General features: G+C 63.5%; 18 protein-coding genes. 10 read left to right on the top strand and 8 right to left on the bottom strand.

What is annotated here, in order from left to right; all coding sequences use genetic code 11:
- Positions 1–132 precede the first annotated feature (132 nt).
- Complete coding sequence (locus tag BFL43_RS17275; protein ID WP_084893735.1) at positions 133–957, top strand: SDR family oxidoreductase; 825 nt, start codon at positions 133–135, stop codon at positions 955–957.
- 38 nt (positions 958–995) lie between these two features.
- Positions 996–2420: a Na+/H+ antiporter NhaA gene (nhaA, locus tag BFL43_RS17270; protein WP_240498324.1), complete on the top strand. Its 1425-nt coding sequence runs from the start codon at positions 996–998 to the stop codon at positions 2418–2420.
- A gap of 14 nt (positions 2421–2434) precedes the next feature.
- Here the strand turns inward: nhaA and BFL43_RS17265 are convergent, their stop codons facing one another.
- Positions 2435–2929: a DsbA family protein gene (locus BFL43_RS17265; protein ID WP_084893733.1), complete on the bottom strand. Its 495-nt coding sequence runs from the start codon at positions 2927–2929 to the stop codon at positions 2435–2437.
- A 78-nt stretch (positions 2930–3007) separates the two neighbouring features.
- On the opposite strand from BFL43_RS17265, the gene BFL43_RS17260 reads away from it, so the two are divergent.
- Genes BFL43_RS17260 through BFL43_RS17250 form a run of 3 tightly spaced genes read left to right on the top strand, consistent with a single transcriptional unit; the run spans position 3008 to position 4296 of the window.
- The gene (locus BFL43_RS17260) at positions 3008–3355 is read left to right on the top strand and encodes a metalloregulator ArsR/SmtB family transcription factor (protein WP_084893732.1); all 348 of its coding nucleotides are present in this window, start codon (positions 3008–3010) and stop codon (positions 3353–3355) included.
- Positions 3352–4011 (top strand): SRPBCC domain-containing protein, encoded by a 660-nt coding sequence (locus tag BFL43_RS17255; protein ID WP_084893731.1) that lies wholly within the window; start codon positions 3352–3354, stop codon positions 4009–4011. Before BFL43_RS17260 ends, BFL43_RS17255 begins: the two co-directional genes overlap by 4 nt.
- Positions 4012–4056: 45 nt before the next feature.
- Positions 4057–4296 (top strand): hypothetical protein, encoded by a 240-nt coding sequence (locus BFL43_RS17250; RefSeq protein ID WP_084893730.1) that lies wholly within the window; start codon positions 4057–4059, stop codon positions 4294–4296.
- A gap of 26 nt (positions 4297–4322) precedes the next feature.
- On the opposite strand, the gene BFL43_RS17245 is transcribed toward BFL43_RS17250, so the two are convergent.
- Genes BFL43_RS17245 through BFL43_RS17230 form a run of 4 tightly spaced genes read right to left on the bottom strand, consistent with a single transcriptional unit; the run spans position 4323 to position 6577 of the window.
- Positions 4323–5309: an LLM class F420-dependent oxidoreductase gene (locus BFL43_RS17245; RefSeq protein WP_084893729.1), complete on the bottom strand. Its 987-nt coding sequence runs from the start codon at positions 5307–5309 to the stop codon at positions 4323–4325.
- Between the two features lie 60 nt (positions 5310–5369).
- The gene (locus BFL43_RS17240; protein ID WP_084893728.1) at positions 5370–5840 is read right to left on the bottom strand and encodes an SRPBCC family protein; all 471 of its coding nucleotides are present in this window, start codon (positions 5838–5840) and stop codon (positions 5370–5372) included.
- On the bottom strand, positions 5837–6175 hold the full coding sequence (locus BFL43_RS17235; protein ID WP_084893727.1) for a metalloregulator ArsR/SmtB family transcription factor: 339 nt from the start codon (positions 6173–6175) through the stop codon (positions 5837–5839). Before BFL43_RS17235 ends, BFL43_RS17240 begins: the two co-directional genes overlap by 4 nt.
- Before the next feature lie 51 nt (positions 6176–6226).
- Positions 6227–6577, bottom strand: a complete 351-nt coding sequence (locus BFL43_RS17230; RefSeq protein ID WP_084893726.1) for a cupin — start codon at positions 6575–6577, stop codon at positions 6227–6229.
- Positions 6578–6666: 89 nt separating this feature from the next.
- Here BFL43_RS17230 and BFL43_RS17225 point away from each other — a divergent pair, with 89 nt between their 5' ends.
- From BFL43_RS17225 to BFL43_RS17215, 3 genes are all read left to right on the top strand, one after another.
- A complete protein-coding gene (locus BFL43_RS17225) occupies positions 6667–7062 on the top strand; it encodes an NTP pyrophosphohydrolase (RefSeq protein WP_084893725.1) in 396 nt (131 codons plus the stop codon).
- Positions 7063–7140: 78 nt separating this feature from the next.
- On the top strand, positions 7141–9561 hold the full coding sequence (locus BFL43_RS17220) for an ATP-dependent Clp protease ATP-binding subunit (protein WP_084893724.1): 2421 nt from the start codon (positions 7141–7143) through the stop codon (positions 9559–9561).
- Positions 9562–9755: 194 nt separating this feature from the next.
- Complete coding sequence (locus tag BFL43_RS17215; RefSeq protein ID WP_084893723.1) at positions 9756–10577, top strand: alpha/beta hydrolase; 822 nt, start codon at positions 9756–9758, stop codon at positions 10575–10577.
- Positions 10578–10792: 215 nt separating this feature from the next.
- Here BFL43_RS17215 and BFL43_RS17210 read toward each other — a convergent pair whose 3' ends face one another.
- Together BFL43_RS17210 and BFL43_RS17205 are read right to left on the bottom strand one after the other, a co-directional pair.
- Complete coding sequence (locus tag BFL43_RS17210; RefSeq protein WP_143695369.1) at positions 10793–11944, bottom strand: endonuclease/exonuclease/phosphatase family protein; 1152 nt, start codon at positions 11942–11944, stop codon at positions 10793–10795.
- Between the two features lie 9 nt (positions 11945–11953).
- Positions 11954–13927 (bottom strand): phage holin family protein, encoded by a 1974-nt coding sequence (locus BFL43_RS17205; RefSeq protein ID WP_084893817.1) that lies wholly within the window; start codon positions 13925–13927, stop codon positions 11954–11956.
- A gap of 37 nt (positions 13928–13964) precedes the next feature.
- On the opposite strand from BFL43_RS17205, the gene BFL43_RS17200 reads away from it, so the two are divergent.
- Positions 13965–14762, top strand: a complete 798-nt coding sequence (locus BFL43_RS17200; protein ID WP_084893721.1) for an MBL fold metallo-hydrolase — start codon at positions 13965–13967, stop codon at positions 14760–14762.
- A gap of 1 nt (position 14763) precedes the next feature.
- Here BFL43_RS17200 and BFL43_RS17195 read toward each other — a convergent pair whose 3' ends face one another.
- Positions 14764–17145, bottom strand: coding sequence for a Tex family protein (locus BFL43_RS17195; RefSeq protein WP_084893720.1), 2382 nt, complete (start codon positions 17143–17145; stop codon positions 14764–14766).
- A gap of 225 nt (positions 17146–17370) precedes the next feature.
- On the opposite strand from BFL43_RS17195, the gene BFL43_RS17190 reads away from it, so the two are divergent.
- Positions 17371–18894, top strand: coding sequence for a reverse transcriptase domain-containing protein (locus tag BFL43_RS17190; protein WP_084893719.1), 1524 nt, complete (start codon positions 17371–17373; stop codon positions 18892–18894).
- Positions 18895–19259 lie beyond the last annotated feature (365 nt).

Here is a 19259-nt window from a genome sequence, read left to right as displayed (position 1 = left end):
CCTGCCGCCGAAGTGCGCTCTGTTGCCACACTAACGAAGGTCGTCGGGAATGCCGCGAGACGACCGTCGCGTTGACCAGTACTGTGTGCCGCCGACCCGCGGCACGGTCCACCTGCGAAAGGGCTATCGACAATGAGCAACAAGATCTGGTTCATCACCGGCACTTCCCGTGGATTCGGCCGCGAATGGGCGATTGCGGCCCTGGAACGCGGGGACAAGGTCGCGGCGACAGCACGTGACACCGCGTCCCTGGCCGACCTCGTCGACTGGTACGGCGATTCGATCCTGCCGATCGAACTCGATGTCACCGACCGCGACGCCGATTTCGCAGCTGTGGCCGGCGCCCACGAGCACTTCGGCCGCCTGGATGTGGTGGTGAACAACGCCGGATATGGCCAGTTCGGTTTCGTCGAAGAACTCAGTGAGTCCGAGGCTCGCGACCAGATCGAGACCAACGTGTTCGGCGCGCTCTGGATCACCCAGGCGGCACTGCCGTTCCTGCGGGCACAGCGCAGCGGCCACATCATCCAGGTGTCGTCGATCGGCGGCATCAGCGCCTTCCAGAACGTCGGCATCTACCACGCCTCCAAGTGGGCCCTCGAGGGCTTCTCGCAGGCCCTGTCGCTGGAGGTCGAGTCATTCGGGGTTCACGTCACCCTGATCGAACCCGGCGGGTTCGACACCGACTGGGGTGGCTCGTCCGCCAAGCACGCGACGCCGCTGGACGACTACGCCGACGCACACCAGGCAGCAGCGGAAGCTCGCAAGAAGCGCACGTCCGCGCCCGGCGATCCGCAGGCGTCGGGGCGCGCGATCCTGAAGGTCGTGGACGCCGAGAAACCGCCGCTGCGGGTGTTTTTCGGTGCTGCACCGCTCGACATCGCGAAGGCCGACTACGCGAGCCGGTTGCAGACGTGGGAAGAGTGGCAGTCGGTCGCCGTCGAAGCGCAGGGCTGACCGAGCCGGACGCCGCGCGCTGACGCACAATGATCGGCGTGGCAAGTGATGATCACGGACCGGCAGCGAATTCGGTCGGTTCTGGACTGACGATCGGACCCGGGCCGACCACCCGGCTGACATCGTCGAGGACCTCGGTGTCGCCGCGGGCGCTGCAGTTCCTCTCCAAGGAGTCGGGCAGCGCCGGATTGCTGCTGGCCGCGACCGTTCTGGCCTTGGTGTGGGCGAATGTCCCCGGCGCCGAGTATGACTCGTTCTGGCACACCGATGTGGTGCTCAGCATCGGTTCATGGTCGACGGCGCTGGACTTCCAGCACATCGTCAACGACGCCGCGATGGCCATATTTTTCTTGGTGGTCGGCTTGGAGATCAGCCGCGAGGTCACGGTCGGTGAACTCACCGATCGCCGCACAGTGATCGTCCCCGTCCTCGGTGCCATCGGCGGTCTAGTCCTGCCCGCCCTGATCTATCTGGCCTTCCAACCCACGGGCCCCGCCGCCGCAGGCTGGGGTATCCCGATCTCGACCGACACAGCCTTCCTGCTCGGCATCTTGGCGCTGTTCGGGCCTCGGTGCCCCGATCAGATCCGTTTGTTCCTGCTGACCCTGGCGATCGTCGACGACATCGGCGCGATCACCGTCATGGCGATCTTCTACACCGATGACGTGTCACTACCGGCCCTGGGTGTGGTCGTCGTGCTGATCGCCGTACTGGTGTTCATGCGCTGGGCGCGCATGTGGAAACTGCGGCCCTACATCCTGGTGGGCATCGCGTTGTGGTGTGCGGTCTTCGAATCGGGACTCCATCCCACGCTGGCCGGCGTGATTCTGGGCGTGATCATCCCTACCGCGGCAGTCGAACCCGAACAGCGCGAGCGAGTTCGTGCCTATGGCCGCCTCGCGATACAACGCGCGGACGCCACCCGTGCGAGGTTGGCGTCGGCAGCGGTCCGGGCGACTGTTCCCGCGAACGAGCGTCTCCAGGACTCCTTGCACCCCGTGAGCGCACTGGTGGTGGTCCCCTTGTTCGGTCTGGCCAATGCCGGCGTGGTGCTGAGCGCGGACGCCTTGAGTGCGGCTTCCAGCTCTTCGGTGACGATCGGCATCATCGTGGCGTTGGTCGTCGGCAACGGTGTGGGGATCTCGATCGCCGCGGGACTGGCCCTCAAGTTCGGACTCGGATACCTGCCGGGTCAGGTCCGCTACGGACATCTCATCGGCGGCGCGGTGCTCGCCGGCATCGGATTCACGATCTCGCTGTTCATCACCGACCTCGCCTTCGACGACCCGGTGCTGCAGCAGGACGCGAAGATCGGTGTGCTCGCCGGTTCTGCCATCGCGGCCATCCTGGGCTCGGTGTTACTGCGTTATCTCGGTGAGCGGCTTCCGTTGTGCAGTCTCGCCGACGCCGACAACCCGCCGAGCCTGCCCGTCGGGCCGTGGATCGACCCCACCCTCCGCTGATGTCCCGCGCACGCCTAAGCAGAGCCGGTGGCCCTGCGTAAGGCTTCGAGCTCCACCTCGCCGGTGTACCGGACGTCGTCGATGAACAGGCTCGGGGTCCCGCGGACACCCTCGCCGACTCCCCTGTTGTAATCCGCTTCGACCGCCGCCCTGTAGGGCTGTGCCGCCAGGCCGATCACCGAATCGACCACCCCCGCCCGGTACGCGTATTCCGCGAGGTGTGAGTCGTCGAGATGGTTCTGGTGGGCGAACAGCTCGTCGTGCATGTCCCAGAACCGTTGTCCCGACGCCTCGGCCGCCAAGGCCGCAGTGAGCGCGAACGGGTGCACCTCGAACAGTGGGAAGTGTCGAAAGATCAGACACGTCCGGCCCTTCGACTCGTCCACCACCCTTTTGAGTATCGGAGCCGCCGCTTGGCAATACGGACATTCGAAATCGCCGTATTCGACGATGCGGACGGGTGCGTCGGGGTCCCCGTAGAGATGCCGATCGGGATCGATGTCGCTCACCCGGACATTGTCACAAATTCAGAGACGGCCATCAGTTGCGTGTTGACTTATATAAGCCAGCCCTGAAATACTAGCCCTGTGCACGCGTTCGATGTACTCAGTGATCCCGTCCGCCGGCGGCTGCTCGAGTTGCTTGCCGACGGTGAGCTTCCCGCAGGCCGGCTCAGTGAGGTCATCTGCGAGGAGTACGGGATCAGTCAGCCGGCGGTCTCACAGCATCTTCGGCTGTTGCGCGAGAACGGGTTCACGACCGTCAGGCCCGACGGCGCTCGTCGCCTGTACTCCGTCGACGCCGATCCCCTACGCGCCGTGGACGATTGGCTCGATCAGTTTCGAGGGTTCTGGGCACCGAAGCTTGCCGCCCTCGACACCGAGATCGCACGTGGAAAACGAGCTCGAAGACTTCACCCCGAGGAGAAGAGATGACCGAGCAGGACCTCACCACCACCGCTGACGGGCAACTCGACGCAGTGACCCGCAGTGTGACCACGACCGACAACGGAAGGACGTTCAGCATCGTTGCGGGTCTGAGTCAGAGCTACGACACCGATATCGATGACCTGTGGGAAGCGTGCACCACCGCCGACCGACTGGCCCGCTGGTTCGCACCCGTCACCGGGGACTTGAAACTCGGCGGCACGTACCAGATCGAAGGCAACGCCGGCGGCACTGTCAAGAGTTGCGACCCGCCCCACGGTTACACCCTGAGCTGGGAGTTCGGCGGCGAGGTCAGCGAATTGACCGTTCGTCTGGAGTCCCTGGACTCCGATCGCAGCCGGTTGACCATCGAGCACGGAGCCGATGTCGCCGCGGATCGCTGGACCGAGTACGGACCCGGTTCTGTCGGCATCGGTTGGGACCTCGGTCTACTGGGCCTGGCACACCATCTCACGACAGGCGCGTCTGCACCCGCGGAGAGCACGCAGTGGGTGCACACCGACCAGGCTCAGCACTTCATGTCCGACAGCAGTAGGCGGTGGGCCGACGCAGCGGTATCCGCCGGCACTCCCGAGGCGCTCGCCCGAGCATTCGAGATGCGTACGACGGCGTTCTACCTCGGGACCGAAGGCGACGAAGCGTAGCGAAGCTCGACCAGAGTAACTACCGACGCCCCATAGACTGGCGTGATGTCAGCACCAGGGTCGGACGCAGCGGAGATTCAGCGACTACGCGAGGCGCTTGCCGTGGCCGAAGCAGCACTGGACGGTCTGATCGATGGACTCACCACCGAAAACACCGCCTCCTCCGAGGCCGATACGCCCTCGGAGGAGGCAGCGACACAGCGAACGGAAGCGCGAGCGGCGGCCCTTGCCGACGACATCGCCCGACTGCGCAGCCAGGTCGAACAGTTCCGGGGCCAGGCCTGACGCGGGCTCGTTCGCCGGCGAGACGATCAGCGCAGTGCGGGCACCACTTCCTGCTCGAAGAGTTCGATGCCCGACAGATCGTAGGCGGCCTCGGGGAAGTAGAAGATTCCGTACGACATCCCCTTCTCCTTGAGCGCCGACAGTTTGTCGATGATCTGCTGCGGAGTACCGACTCCGGGCAGGTTCCGGAACGCCCCTAGCGCCGCCTCGGCCTTCTCCGCTCCGACATGCGGCGTCAGGCGCTCCACCAAGGTCGCCAAACGCTGCTCGACCTCGGCCTCGGTTGATCCGATGGCCACGTTGTAATTGGCAGAGCGGACGATGGCGTCGAAGTCGGTACCGACCGTGTCGCAGTGCGCACGGAGGATCTCCGACTTCTGAGTGAAGCCCTCGGGGGTGCCGTCGAAGTTGGTGTATTGCGCGTACTTCGCCGCGATCTTCAGTGTCACCTTTTCTCCGCCGCCCGCGATCCAGATCGGAATACCTCCGTCCTGCAACGGAAGTGGACGGCAGATGGCGCCATCGACCTGGTAGTGCTTGCCGTCAAGCGTCGCAACGCCAGTGGTCCAGGCCTGCTTCATGATCTGCACACCTTCGTCGAGGCGCCCCAAACGCTCTCCGGCCGAAGGGAATCCGTAGCCGTACGCTCGCCATTCATGCTCGTACCACCCGCCGCCGATACCCATCTCGACCCGCCCGCCGGAGATCAGGTCTGTTGTCGCTGCCACTTTGGCAAGGTATGCCGGGTTGCGGTAACTCATCGCCGTGCACATCTGGCCGAGCCGAATCCGTGAGGTCGATGCCGCGAGAGCAGACATGAGGGTCCAGGCCTCGTGCGTGGCCTCCTCGGTCGGCGCCGGGACTGTGTGGAAATGGTCATAGACCCACAACGAGTCCCACGATCCCTGATCCGCCCGGACCGAGAAATCGCGCATCACCGCCCACTGATCTGCGGGGTCGATACCGACCAGGTCCAAACGCCAACCCTGAGGAACAAACAATCCGAATCGCATGGACTCGATCCTAGACTCGGGACAGCTCCGCCCCTTGGTGCAGCAGCGCTCGGCGGCCGGTCAGGCCTCGGCGAGTTCGGCGAGTTGCCGAGTGACCGTGCCCCACCCGTCCTGGAAGCCCAGCTCGTCATGCATGTTTCGATCTGTGATGTCTTTGTGCATCGCGGTGGCGGTGTACTCGGTACCGTCCGGGTGATCCGCGAACGTGATGGTGGCCGTCATGAAGGGGTTCAGAGCTGGACGCCATCCGCCGACCAACGCAGTGGTGAACACAATGCGTTCGAGATGGTCTACCGCGAGGAAGCATCCATCGATATGCGGTGAGAAATCACCACCGCTCTCGCGTATCTCGGTCCTGAAGTCGCCGCCGGGTTGCAGGTCGAAAGCCGCCACCTTGCATTCGGCTGGAGCCGGGACCCACCATTTCTCGAACTTTGCGGGCTCGGTCCAGGCGGACCACACTGCGGCCCGCGGTGCTCTGATGATGCGCGAGACCACCAGGTCGCGCTCGGTGTCGATGTATGTGGTCATTGGTTGTGCTCCTCGGATGTGGTGACAAATGCTTCGAGCCGGTCGGTCCGGCCCTCCCAGATGGCGCGCTGCCCCGCGAGCCAGGACTCGGCGACCTCGAATTGCTGCTTCTCGATCACGCACGTGCGAACCCGCCCGGCCTTCTCTGTGCGAATCCAGCCGCTCGCCTCCAGCAGCCGGATGTGTTTCATGAAAGACGGCAGCGCCATGTCGAACGGCCCGGCCAGTTCGCTGATGCTCGCCGGTCCCTGCCCCAGACGGCCCAGCACCGCACGCCGGGTGGGGTCCGCGAGCGCCTGGAAAACGCCGTTCAACTCTTGCTGATACTGAGCCATAAGGAAAAGTATCAAGAGCTGACACTTACCGCAAGGGCTAAGTATTTAAGCTCAGCGGCGGGACGGCTCGCCGGTTCCAGTCACCGTGGTGAGGATGAATACAGAATCCTCGGAGGCAGCGACACTGTGCCGATGATGACTGAGACCGCGCAGCTCCCCCGATCGGAGCGTCACCTGATCGTCACCCGCAATCACGGTGACCGCACCGGACAGCACAAGGACACTCGCCGCCGGAGGCGAATTGTGCTCGCCCAATTCCGAACCCGCGACCATCGCGATCAAGGTCTGCCTCAGCGGGCCATCGTGGACGAGGATGTCGGCGCTCCGACCGTGCGGGTCATCATGTGCGAGCCGCAGATGCTTCACCGCCAGATCGTCGAGGTTGGAATCGGTGTCGACCATTACTGGCATTCCCTTTCCGTCGGTCCCCGCGATACGCCAACGCTAACGCCTTTCCCCGTCCCAGGGTCGCGCTCGGCGACAATGGGCAGATGACAGCAGACGACCTACACCCGGTGGTGATCATCGACGCGGCCAACGTCGTCGGATCCCGGCCAGATGGCTGGTGGCGCGATCGTCGCGGAGCGAACGAGCGTCTGCGGGACTCGCTCGAGTCGCTGTGCGAGCACGGTTTCAGTGGTGTCGACCCACCGATTCGGGTCATTCTGGTGGTCGAAGGCCAAGCGGCCGGAATCACCTCCACTCCCACGGTCGAGGTGGAAAGCGCCCCGGGTTCGGGCGACGACCACATCGTCGAACTCGTCGCCGCGCACACCCACTGCGCAACCTGGGTGGTCACCGCAGACCGGGAATTGCGCGCACGTGTGCAGTCTCTCGGCGCACAGGTGACGGGACCAGGGGCAGTGCGCGACGACAAGGATCGCTAGCCCCGCCGGGAATTGATAGCACCCGACTCATGTTGATTGAGTCGTACGCACTCAACTCTTCACAGGAGGCTTTCCCGAATGGCAGCATTCTTCGGGCCCGACGGCCCGCGGCGCATCGACATCAGTCGTCTGATGAGCAAGTCCACCCAGGACCTCATCGCCGAGGCGGCGCAGTTCGCAGCCGGTCGCGGCGACGCGGAGCTCGATGCACTGCATGTTCTGCACGTCATGGCCGAGCATGACCCGACGCGCGGCTTGATGCAGCGGGCCGGCGCCGACCCCGCAGCGGTGGCTGCGGCCGTCGAGCAACGTCTCCCCGGCGGGAGTCCGTCCGCAGGGATCGGCACCACCACCCTGAGCGCCGCGGTCCGTACCGCGGTCTTCGAAGCGCATCAGCTCGCGCAGGCACTGGGCTCGACCTACATCGATCCCGAGCACCTGTTCGTCGCCCTCGCAGGCGATCGGGATCGGTCGGCAGGCCGCCTGTTGGCCGCTGCCGGACTGACCCCCGAACGTCTGCAGACCGCGCTGCAGGGTGGTTCATCAGACGAGGTCTCCCCCAGCGAGACCCCCAACCTGGACAAGTACGGTTTCGACCTCACCGAACGCGCTCGCACCGGCGGAGTCGACCCCGTGATCGGCCGCGCCGACGAGATCGCGCAGACCATCGAGATCCTCTCCCGGCGGACCAAGAACAACCCGGTCCTGGTAGGAGAAGCAGGTGTCGGCAAGACCGCCATCGTCGAAGGTCTCGCTCAGCGGATCGTCGACGGTGAGGTACCGGAACGTCTTTCGGGCAAACGCATCGTGCAACTCGACCTGTCGAGCATGGTGTCGGGAACCCGCTACCGCGGTGACTTCGAGGAACGCCTCAACGGCGTGATCGATGAGATCGTCGCGCATTCGGACGAACTGATCGTCTTCATCGACGAGGTGCACACCATCGCAGGGGCAGGTGCCGGTGCCGAAGGGTCCATGGACGCCTCGAACATCCTCAAGCCGAAGCTCGCTCGCGGCGAACTGCACATCGTCGGCGCGACCACGCTCGACGAATACCGCAAGAACATCGAGAAGGATCCAGCTCTCGAGCGGCGATTCCAGCCGGTGACGGTCCCCGAGCCGAGCGTCGACGACGCGGTCGCGATCCTGACCGGCCTGCGCGGCCGTTACGAGGAGCACCACGGCGTCCGATACACCGACGAGGCAATCACTGCCGCCGTCGAGTTGTCGTCGCGCTACATCGGCGACCGGTTCTTGCCGGACAAGGCGATCGACCTCATCGACCAGGCCGGTGCACGCATGCAACTGGCTTCCCCCGGCAACGATATCGAGGCCTTGCAGAAGAAGCTGGCCGCACTCGAGACCGCTAAGGAAGAGGCTGTCGCTCAAGAGGATTACGAGAAGGCATCGGCGTTGCGTGACGAGACCGCGCAGGTTCAGGCCCGTCTCGACGGAAGTCCGGACGCGCCTGTGTCCACACCCGAGGTCACTGCCGATCACATCGCTGACGTCGTCTCCCGTGCAACCGGGATACCTGCAAGTCAGATGACCCAACAGGAGAAGGAGCGCCTCCGCCGACTCGAAGACGAGCTGCACCAGCGTGTCGTCGGCCAGGATGATGCGGTCAAGGCCATCGCTCGCGCGGTGCGCCGGAGCCGTACCGGTATGAGCGATCCGGACCGTCCCGTCGGCAGCTTCCTGTTCCTCGGACCCACCGGTGTGGGAAAGACCGAACTGGCAAAGGCTTTGGCGACGTCGCTGTTCGGCGACGAGAAGAAGCTGCTGCGACTGGATATGAGCGAGTTCGGCGAACGGCATACGGTGAGCCGCCTCATCGGGGCGCCTCCCGGCTACGTCGGCTACGGCGAAGCGGGTCAGCTCACCGAACAGGTTCGGCGCAACCCGTACTCGGTCATCTTGCTGGACGAGATCGAGAAGGCCCACCCGGATGTGTTCAACACGTTGCTCCAGGTTCTCGACGACGGCCGGTTGACAGATGGACAGGGTCGAACGGTCGACTTCAAGAACACCGTGCTGATCATGACCAGCAACTTGGGATCGGACATCATCTCGAGCAAGTCGGGTGGCCTCGGTTTCAACTCGGGTGACACCGGGGCGGCCGAGAAGCCGATGCGCGAGAAGGTCATGGGGCGGCTGCGCGAGTCGATGCGGCCCGAGTTCTTGAACCGCATCGACGAGATCGTGATCTTCCGCAAGCTCGACACCGTCCAGCTGCACGAGATCACCGATCTACTCCTGGCCGACAGCCGCAAGCGGCTCGGCGCCAAGGGTATCGAGATCGAGTTCAGCTCTGCTGCGGTGGACTGGATCGCTGAACACGGACACCAGCCCGAGTTCGGCGCCCGGCCGTTGCGGCGGTCGATCCAGCGGGTGGTCGACGATCGCATCGCCGACCTGTTGCTCGACGAGGTCTTGACCGAGGGCGGCAAGGTGTCGGTGAGCGTCACCGATGACGAGCTCGACCTGATCATCGCCTGACGAGATGCACTCCAGATCCCCGGCTCGGGTTCCGAGCCGGGGATCTCGGCGTGTGGCGCCGTTCCGGGTTCGAATGATTTCCGACAATTGTCGAGAGTTTTGCCTACGGTTGTACCTACCTTGAAGTCGGGTGCGAGCAGTAGTTTCGAAGGGTCATCCGAACACCACCGATATGCGCTGAGGTGAACTGCAGAATGCCTTACATCACTACTTCTGACGGAACAGAGATCTACTACACCGAGCAGGGTTCAGGACAGCCCGTCCTTCTGAGCCACGGCTGGCCACTGTCGTCCGACGCCTGGCAGACCGAACTCAAGATCCTCGCCGACGCAGGCTACCGGGCAATCGCCCACGATCGCCGCGGACACGGCCGCTCGTCGAAGACGTACGACGGCAACAACATGGACACTTACGCCAAAGATCTGTCCGAATTGGTCGAGGCACTGGATTTGAAAGACCTTGTGGTGATCGGACACTCGACCGGAGGCGGCGAGGTCGTGCGGTATGCGGCGCAGTACGGCAAGGGCCGTGTCGTCAAAGTCATCACCGCCGGCGCAGTGCCACCGGTGATGGTGAAGTCGGAGACCAACCCCGAAGGCACCCCGATCGAAGCCTTCGACGGCATCAGGGCGGGTGTGCTCGGCGACCGCTCGCAGTTCTACCAAGACCTGACGGAGCCGTTCTTCGGTGCCAACCGCGAAGGATCACAGGTCTCGCAGGGCGCGAAGGACGACTTCTGGCGTCAGGGCATGCTCGTCAACTTGGCGGCGGCCTACGACTGTGTGAAGGCGTTCTCCGAGACCGACTTCACCGAAGACCTCAAAGCGCTCGACGTTCCGATCTTCATCGCTCACGGCGACGACGACCAGATCGTTCCGATCGACGCGGCGGCGAAGAAGTCGATCGACCTCGTCAAGGACGGCACTCTCAAGGTCTATTCCGGAGCGCCCCATGGCATCTTCGGCGCGTACCAGCAAGAACTCGACAAAGACATCCTCGAGTTCATCAAGAAGTGACCCACGTCGTCCGGGTCCGGCTACGCTCGCGCCGGGCCCGGATGACGCGCACGTCCCTCCGCGATCGTGGAGTTTCAGGCTGGGGTTGCTCTGTCAGGCCGTGGGCCGTTCGCGACGGCCTCCAGAGCAGCTTCGGGGCTGTTAGCTGTCGTCCGGCGCCGTGGAAGGGCACGACCTGCAGGTTCCGACGTCGGCGCCCAGCTGTGAGGGACGGGTCAGAGGCGAAGTGCGAGGTCGACGACGACCGGCGAGTGGTCACTGGCCGGGACCGCGCCTTTGGGAGTATCGAGCTTCTGAGGATTCTCGGCGGCGAAGTGGTCGGAGACGTACACCCGATCGCTGTTCGGTGGCGCCCCCGCGGTCGCCTCGGTCAGTCCAGCTGCAGCGAAAACCTCGCGCTCTCTGACGAATTCGGCTGAACCGTCGCGCACGTTGAAGTCGGCACCGAAGATCGTCGGGCCCATCCACGTCTCCAGGGTCGCGACGATCGGGTCCACTTGGCGACGCGGCTCGTCGATGCCGTGATGCGGTGGACTGAAATGTCCCGACAACACCCTGATCGAGTTGTGGCCCGCGGTGCGGATCATCACGTCGGTAGCGACCCGAGGCTGGTACTCGGTGACACCACCGAAGGGCAGTTTGCTGTGGCCGAGTTTGGACGTGACCACGCCAGCCCACGCATCGATGGTTGCCCGCAGTCGCCGGGCCGAGTCGTCACCGAGCGCGTCACCGATTCGCAGACTTCGTGCGTCGGTGATCAGGTTCCCGTTGAACGTCAAGATACCGGTCCCCTCGCGACGTCCGGTGCCCTTGTCGATCGCCGGAGACATCACGGCACCGTCTGCGTGCAGACGTTTCGCGAGTTGACGGAGAGTGTCTGTGTAGTTCGACCGCGTGGCGAAATGGTCGAGCTCCTGGAGCAGCACGATGTCCGGATTCTGCTGCTTGATCGTGTTGGCGAGATGCGCCAAAGTCGCTGGCGTGGCAAAGAATTTGCCTGGGCCACCCATACCGCCGTGGACGTTGAACTCCATGACGCGCAACCGCTCATCGGCCACCGGTCGTGACACCGTGGACGTCGGCACGACAGTGCCGGCCCCGGTGAGACCTCGCAAGTAGCCGCCTGCCAGACCTGCGGCCGCACCCACCAGGGCACCTGATCCCTCGCCGACGCGGGTGAGGCCACCGACGACAGCGCCCAGCGCGGTGCCGGCTGCAACGGGCGCTGCGTAGGTTCGCACGAGCGTGCCCACCTGATCGATTCCCGCGGGCTGATGAGTCGGCGCGTCCAACGCAGGCAGTCGCGGCCCGTTGGCAATGGGCGCACGCGAGACCGTGTGGACGTTGCTGTCGACCGACATTCCCATCGATTGCTCCTAGTCGTCGCGATCCCGCCATCCGGCGAGCACTGCGTGCACCTGTTCCGCCCCGTACACGCGATTCGGTGGCGCGGGTACATCGTCAGGGTAGAGCAGAAATGGCGTGCTCTGGGGTCCACCCATACCGCCGTGCGACCCGACCTGCTCTTCGAACGCAGCCACCTCGTCCGTCTCCGGCCAGTAGGCACCGCCGACCATGATATCGGCGACATTGTCGAATGAGTCTGTCCTGCGAATCTTTTCGAGAGCATCGGATCCGAAGGATGCGAGTGGGTCGACACCCTCGACCGCACCGGTGTCGACGTCTACAGAACCATCGGCACCGAGAACCACCGACCCACCCGTCGACCGAGCGAGTAACACGAATCCGATGCCGGGATGGACCCGCAAGGCCTCCACCAGACCGGGGTATTCGGCAGCAACCGTCTCGACGGTGGCGCGGTGCGGTATGCGTGGAAAGCTGATCAAGCCCAGGTTTCCCGATCCCAGGACGATCGGAACTCCCTCAGGTGTGGCCGGCTCCTCGCCCGCCTTCGGCGGGCGCACGCTTGCTGCCGCGTACTCGATCCCTTCGGCCCCCGGTCGGGAGTCCGTGACCGGCGCGAGCTCCTCGGTACCGCACAACCGCAAGACAAGTTGCTCGAGACTTTCGCCATACCGCTGCAGAAACGTCGCACCCTGACTTTGACCGTGATCGGACAGCACCACGACGCGGTACGAACGGTCGGCCTGTTCGATCACCTTCAGCAGCATCGCGATGACCTCATCGATCTTGGTCAGCACCGACAGCGTTTCCGGTCGGGAGATCCCGGAGTGATGCGAGACCTCGTCGTAGCCGATCAGGTCGACGTAGATGATGCTCCGGCCCTGGATGAGGTCGCGGACGACCGCCGCCGCCGTGACGTCGGTTGCCAGCACATTCGCGAATGCCCGTACCAGCGGGTAGGAACCGCCGCGGGGCACCCTCGGCCGGACGTCGGCGCGGCGCTGGCGCCATGCCTGCCTCAGTTCCCGCTGCACTTCGGCGATCATCCGGATCAGGGTGCGCAACGTGCTCGATGGATCGGCAAAGTAGGACGAGTACCCCGCACCGCCGCCGAGCCGCGCGCCACGCATCCGGCTCACGACGAGCACATTGTCCTCGGCGCCACCGGTGAACAGATTGCCCCGACTCGCGCCATCGGCGGACAAAAGTCCGGGGATCTCGGCGCGTTCGATTTCTCGATCCTCGTTGGCGCGCGGGTTGCTGAAGACCGCGATCTTCCCGGATGTCTTGTCGTACCACCGAAATGCGGGCACGTTGTGGTTCGAACCATGCAGGATGCCGAGCTGGCTGGCACCTGTCTGGCTACTCCAGTCGGTATGCCACGGAATCAACGAGTGCGTGTTGCGGACCATCGCCGCGAGACCGGGGGTGACACCATCGGCGATCGCGCGCCGCAACACATCGTGGCCCAAGCCATCGATCTGGATACACAGTAGTCCGGGTGTTGCCGCCGAACCACCGGGATTGCGACGGAATCGGAGTCGTTGCCTGCGTACCTGCATCAGGCGGTAGGAGGTGTCGGATCGCGACGCGACCGCGCCTCCGACAAAGGAACTGAACAGCGACAGCAGCGCCGCCATCACCACGGCGTCCCAGGATTTGTCGACCGACGCCATCGGGATGATGTGCAGCGTCAACCACATGATCGCGCCGCTGGCGAAGAAGACCAGCAAGAAGAGCACCGCCGGACCCACCCATGACATCAGCCGCACGATCACCGGCCACAACACCGCGCTGAGTACACCGAAGACCAGAGCGACCACCAGCGCGGACGGCAGGGTCGACAGACTCGGGATACCGATGTTGATCGAGTCGAGAGAGATCCCGTCGAACACGGTATCGAGCACGAGGATCGCCACAGCGGACGAGAGCCACAACACCACGAACTCGATGAACAACCGAATGACTTTGGTTGTGGTGCGCATCGCACCCCTTTCGCTGATCTCTGGAATCGTAGTGCCCATGGCCGCCATACCCAGGGACAACGACGCAAACGGCACCCCTGCGCGGCCCACGGTTCGCTGGCTCGGACATGCGAGCGTTCTGATCAGAGATCGTGGAACCGTGGTGCTCACCGACCCAGTCCTCACCTCGCGGGTCGCGCATCTACGGCGCCGGCGTGGGCCGAACCCCTCAGGCGGAGAAGTACACACATCCGACGCGGTCCTGCTTTCGCACCTGCACGCCGACCACACGCATCTACGGTCGCTGCATCTGCTGTCCCACGACGTGCCGATCGTGGTCCCCGCCGGGGCACCCGATGTACTCCCATCGCTGCGTGGCGTCGGCGACCGGCTCATCGAGGTGCGCGCGGGCGATGAGGTGCCCGTCGGCAATGTGACGATCCGCGCTGTACCTGCCGACCACGACGGTCGGCGGTGGCGTCGCGGCCCCGCCACCACCTCCGCCTTGGGCTACGTGATCACCGGTGATCGGCGCACCTACTTCGCCGGCGACACCGACCTGTACCCCGCTTTGGGCGACTGGGTTTCCGGCATCGACCTCGCGCTGCTACCTGTGGGCGGCTGGGGCCCCACTCTCGGTGTCGGACATATGGATCCGGCGCGTGCTGTGCGTGCAGCGCAGGAGGTGTCCGCGCGCCACGTGGTTCCGATTCATTTCGGAACGCTATGGCCGATAGGGCTCGGCCTGATCAAGCCCGATCGATTCTTCGGCCCCGGCGGGGAGTTCGTCACTCTCGCCGGCCGGGCCGGAGTGCGCGCCACCGAGATCGCACCCGGTGACGCGCTTGACATGTGAGCTACTTGCCAAACCCGGCGTCGCGCAATGCCTGTGCAAGGGAGCCGTTCGCAGCGGGCGCTGCGGCCGGTTTGCGTCCGGAGTTGTTGTCGCGCCGGGATTGATTGCGCTGGTTCGGTTGGTTGCGGCCTTCGGGGCGTTTACCCGGACGCTGGCCTGAATTGTTCGACCGCTGTTCTGGTTTGGGCTTACCCGCACCGGGTTCGTCATCGAGTCGCAGTGACAGACCGATTCGCTGCCGGTCGACGTCGACCTCCATCACCTTGACCCGGACAACCTGCCCTGACTTCACCACCTCATGTGGGTCGGACACGAACTTGTTGGCCATGGCAGAGACATGCACCAGCCCGTCCTGGTGGACGCCGACATCCACGAATGCGCCGAAAGCGGCGACGTTCGTGACCACACCCTCGAGCACCATGCCGGGCTTGAGGTCAGCGACCTTCTCGACACCCGCGGCGAAGGTGGCAGTGGCAAACGCCGGCCGCGGGTCGCGGCCCGGCTTCTCCAGCTCGGCGAGGATGTCGGTGACCGTGGGAACACCGAAGCGGTCGTCGGCGAACTCGGCCGGCCGCAGCGTGCGCAGCGTCCGCTCATTGCCGATCAGTTCGGCCAGCGACACCCCCGACCGGTCGAGGATCTTTCGGACCACCGGATAGGCCTCCGGGTGCACGCCGGAGGCGTCCAGCGGGTCGTCGCCTTCTCGGATGCGCAGGAAGCCTGCGCACTGCTCGAATGCCTTGGGTCCCAGGCGCGGAACCTTCAGGAGGGCTTTGCGGCTCTTGAAGGGTCCGGTGCTGTCGCGATGCGCCACGATGGCTTCGGCCAGGGTCGTCGTCACCCCGGAGACCCGGGCCAGCAACGGGACGGACGCGGTGTTGAGGTCGACGCCGACCGCGTTCACCGCGTCTTCGACCACCGCGTCCAGGCTGCGCGCCAGCACGCCCGGCGTCACGTCGTGCTGATACTGACCGACACCGATCGACTTCGGTTCGATCTTGACGAGTTCGGCCAGGGGATCCTGGAGGCGACGGGCGATGGAGACCGCGCCGCGCAGCGAGACATCCATGTCCGGGAACTCGCGCGAGGCGTATTCCGACGCCGAGTACACCGACGCGCCGGCCTCGCTGACCATTGCTTTGGTGAGGGTGCCACCGGACTTCTGGACGTCGGCGATCAGTTCGGTCGCCAGGGCATCGGTCTCTCGGGAGGCGGTGCCGTTCCCGACTGCGATCAACTCGATGCCGTGGCGGGCAACGAGAGCGCCGAGGGTCGCGCGTGCGGCGTCCCATTGCTTCTGTGGCTGATGCGGGTAGATCACCGCGGTGTCGAGAACCTTGCCGGTGCCATCGACCACCGCCACCTTCACACCCGTGCGGAAACCCGGGTCGAGGCCGAGGGTGGTGCGGGCCCCAGCGGGAGCGGCCAGCAGCAGGTCGCCGAGGTTCTCGGCGAACACCGCCACCGCGTCGTCTTCGGCGCGACGGCGCAGACGCACACGTGCATCCAGCGTTGCCGTGATCATCAGTTTTGCTCGCCATGCCAACCGGGCGGTGCCCAGCAGCCAGGGGGTGGTCGGACCGGCCTGCGTGGTGTCGACACCGAGGGTCGCCGCCACCATCGCCTGGTAGGCCTCGTCTTCGCCTCCGTCGAGACTCAGCGAGAGGATTTCTTCCTTCTCGCCGCGCATCACGGCAAGAACGCGATGGGATGGCATCTTCTCCAGCGGTTCGGAGAAGTCGAAGTAGTCACGGAACTTTTGCGCGGCAGCACTTTTCCCGACCTCTTCGGTGCGCGGTTGGGTTCGCAAGGCACCCTCGGCCCAGAACTTCTCGCGGACGGCACCGACCAGCTCGGCATCTTCCGACACCCGCTCGATCAGGATGTGGCGCGCACCCTCGAGTGCCTTGTCCACATCCGGGACCTCGCCGGCGACGTATTCGGCTGCCACCTCGTCGGGAACCAGCGACGGGTCGGCGAGGAGCCGGTCCGCGAGCGGCTCGAGACCGTTCTCCCGGGCGATCTGTGCCTTGGTCCGGCGCTTGGGCTTGTACGGCAGGTAGATGTCCTCGACCCGCGACTTGGTCTCCGCAGCGTTCAGCGCGGCCTTCAGCTCATCGGTGAGCTTGCCCTGCTCCTCGATGGACGCCAGGACCGCAGTGCGACGCTCGTCGAGTTCGCGCAGATAGCGAAGGCGCTCGTCGAGCAACCGCAGCTGAGCGTCATCGAGGCTGCCGGTGACCTCCTTGCGATACCGCGCGATGAACGGCACCGTCGACCCCTCGTCGAGTAGTCGAACAGCGGCCGCCACCTGCGATTCTGCGACAGACAGTTCCTCGGCGATACGGGCATTCACGGACTTCACAGCTGCGATCGAATTCACCCGGTGAACCCTACCGAAGCATCGCGGCCGGATAGATAGAGGCGCCACGAAGGGCTCCCAACCAGTTTGATGGGGTTGACTCAAGCACGTCGTCTTGGCAGTCGCAAACAACGGCGAGCCGTCTAGTTTAGTCCGGCGCGCCAACCAAAGTCGGACCCTTCAGCCCGGTACCTTGCTCTTCATACTCGATCCGACTCGGGGTGACCGAACTTACGAAGGAAAAACTTGCAAGAATTAAAGTTCACGACACTTGACCTGGCGACGGCCGCAAAAGTCTCAACGTCGACCCCGCTCGAACACTTTCCCAAGCTAATCTCTGATCGGTGCCTGGAAAACGCTCAACAGGAGCTTGTCGACAACATCACGAAGAACCACAAAAGTGGACTAGGCGTTTCCACGGAAACCATCGCCATGCCAAAGGGAAGATTCGGCACTCGCCCCGTAGACGTTATATCAATTGGAGCGCGAGCCACATACACGGCCTTGGTAAATCAAATTGGCCCAACACTGCCCGAGGAGTCCCGTGCAACGGGCTGGCAGAACCATCGTTCATTTGGTACCGAAGGTGAACACGAGTACATTGTCGATTTGGATGTCGCGTCGTGCTACGAATATATAGATCATGCCATTCTTCAGGATGAGTTAATGCTACGATCCTCAGATCGAGCCCTTAGCACCGCAATCGTTGATCTACTCGGACAGTTCTTTAGCAGGCCTCGCGGATTGCCCCAGATGCTGCACTCAAGCGACAGACTCGCGGACACTTACTTGAGCATTATCGACCGATCATTGTTACGCAGGGAACTCTCTCACAATCGTTTCGCCGACGATATAAAGATCGCTTCACGCGACTGGGAGTCAGCCAATGACATAATTGAGGATTACGCTAGTCAACTTCGGAAAATTGGGTTGATTTTATCTTCAGAAAAGACAAAGATCTCCAAGAGGGAGACTCTGATTCGTGCACGATCAGACGAAGACGAGTTCTTCCTAAAGTATATGAATGCAATTGACAGCCAAATGACTGTCGTTCAGTTTTTCGCAAGCGGGCCGTACGGGGACGACTCAGAGGACGAACTCAACGATGATGATTCGAGCCATACGCACGAGGATGTAAGTGTTGTTGACAACGTTCGCACGGCCGCGCGCAACATTCTCAGTGACATTAAGCGATCATGGACGACAGAAAACGGAATCTCTCCCGTTCAACGCAGTTCCTTGGGCACTTCACTCCGATTGTTGGAATCGGACAATGACGCGGTACCCGCTGAACTCCTGCAATTTGTAGCCTCCAGGGACCGAAGGTCCCTGGAGAACATCTGCAATTACGCGATCAATCGCGCCACTGACACTTCCGGCAATCTCGATACCGCAGACGCACAGTGGGACCGGTTCAATGCGCTCAGTTCGGTGTCACGACAAAGCCCATGGGCGAAACTATGGCTACTGGCTACTTTCCAAGCCCTACCTGATGCAGATTCTAACTCGGTTGATGAAGCATGTCGCTGGGTTTCTGGACAACTCGAAGACAGTCATGAGATTGTCCGCGCCGAAGCCGCATGGTCGCTAGCGAAGAAATCTCTCCTGACCGACGACACTTTTACCCGCGTCTTCGCAACCTCATCGCCATTAACGCAACCCGGGCTAGTCGCCGCAGCCGTGAAACAAGGCAGCCTCCCGAAATCTACTCTAAACCAATTAAAGCAAGACCAACTTGGTAAGGCAGCGGCGGCATGGGCCGAAAAATAGAACCACGACAGCTGTCCGAATCTGGCGAGCGTTGCATTTTGTCCCTGAACGCACTACTCGGATACGCGCTTCCACCGCAGCAGCTCTTGATAAGCGGCCTCGCTCCGGTCGAGGCACATGTCTCGCGGATGGTTGGCCGTCTTATAGACGAAAGTCCGATTAGGGGTAACATTTTTGCAGAATCGATGATCAACACGTTAGCTGACGACTTCGTAGACAATTGGGACCAACGAATGAGTTGGTTAAGCAAAGGGTTTGGCGTCTCCATAACCGGCGAACATACGTATCAGAAACTTCAGCGAGTCAATGCAGCAAGAAATGCAATAATTCACAATGAAGGCAGCCTGACAGATAGGCAACTCGGC

This window comes from Williamsia sp. 1135, assembly GCF_002095395.1.
In the GTDB taxonomy this organism is placed as follows: Bacteria; Actinomycetota; Actinomycetes; order Mycobacteriales; family Mycobacteriaceae; genus Williamsia.
This window is presented reverse-complemented; position numbering and strand designations above follow the sequence as displayed.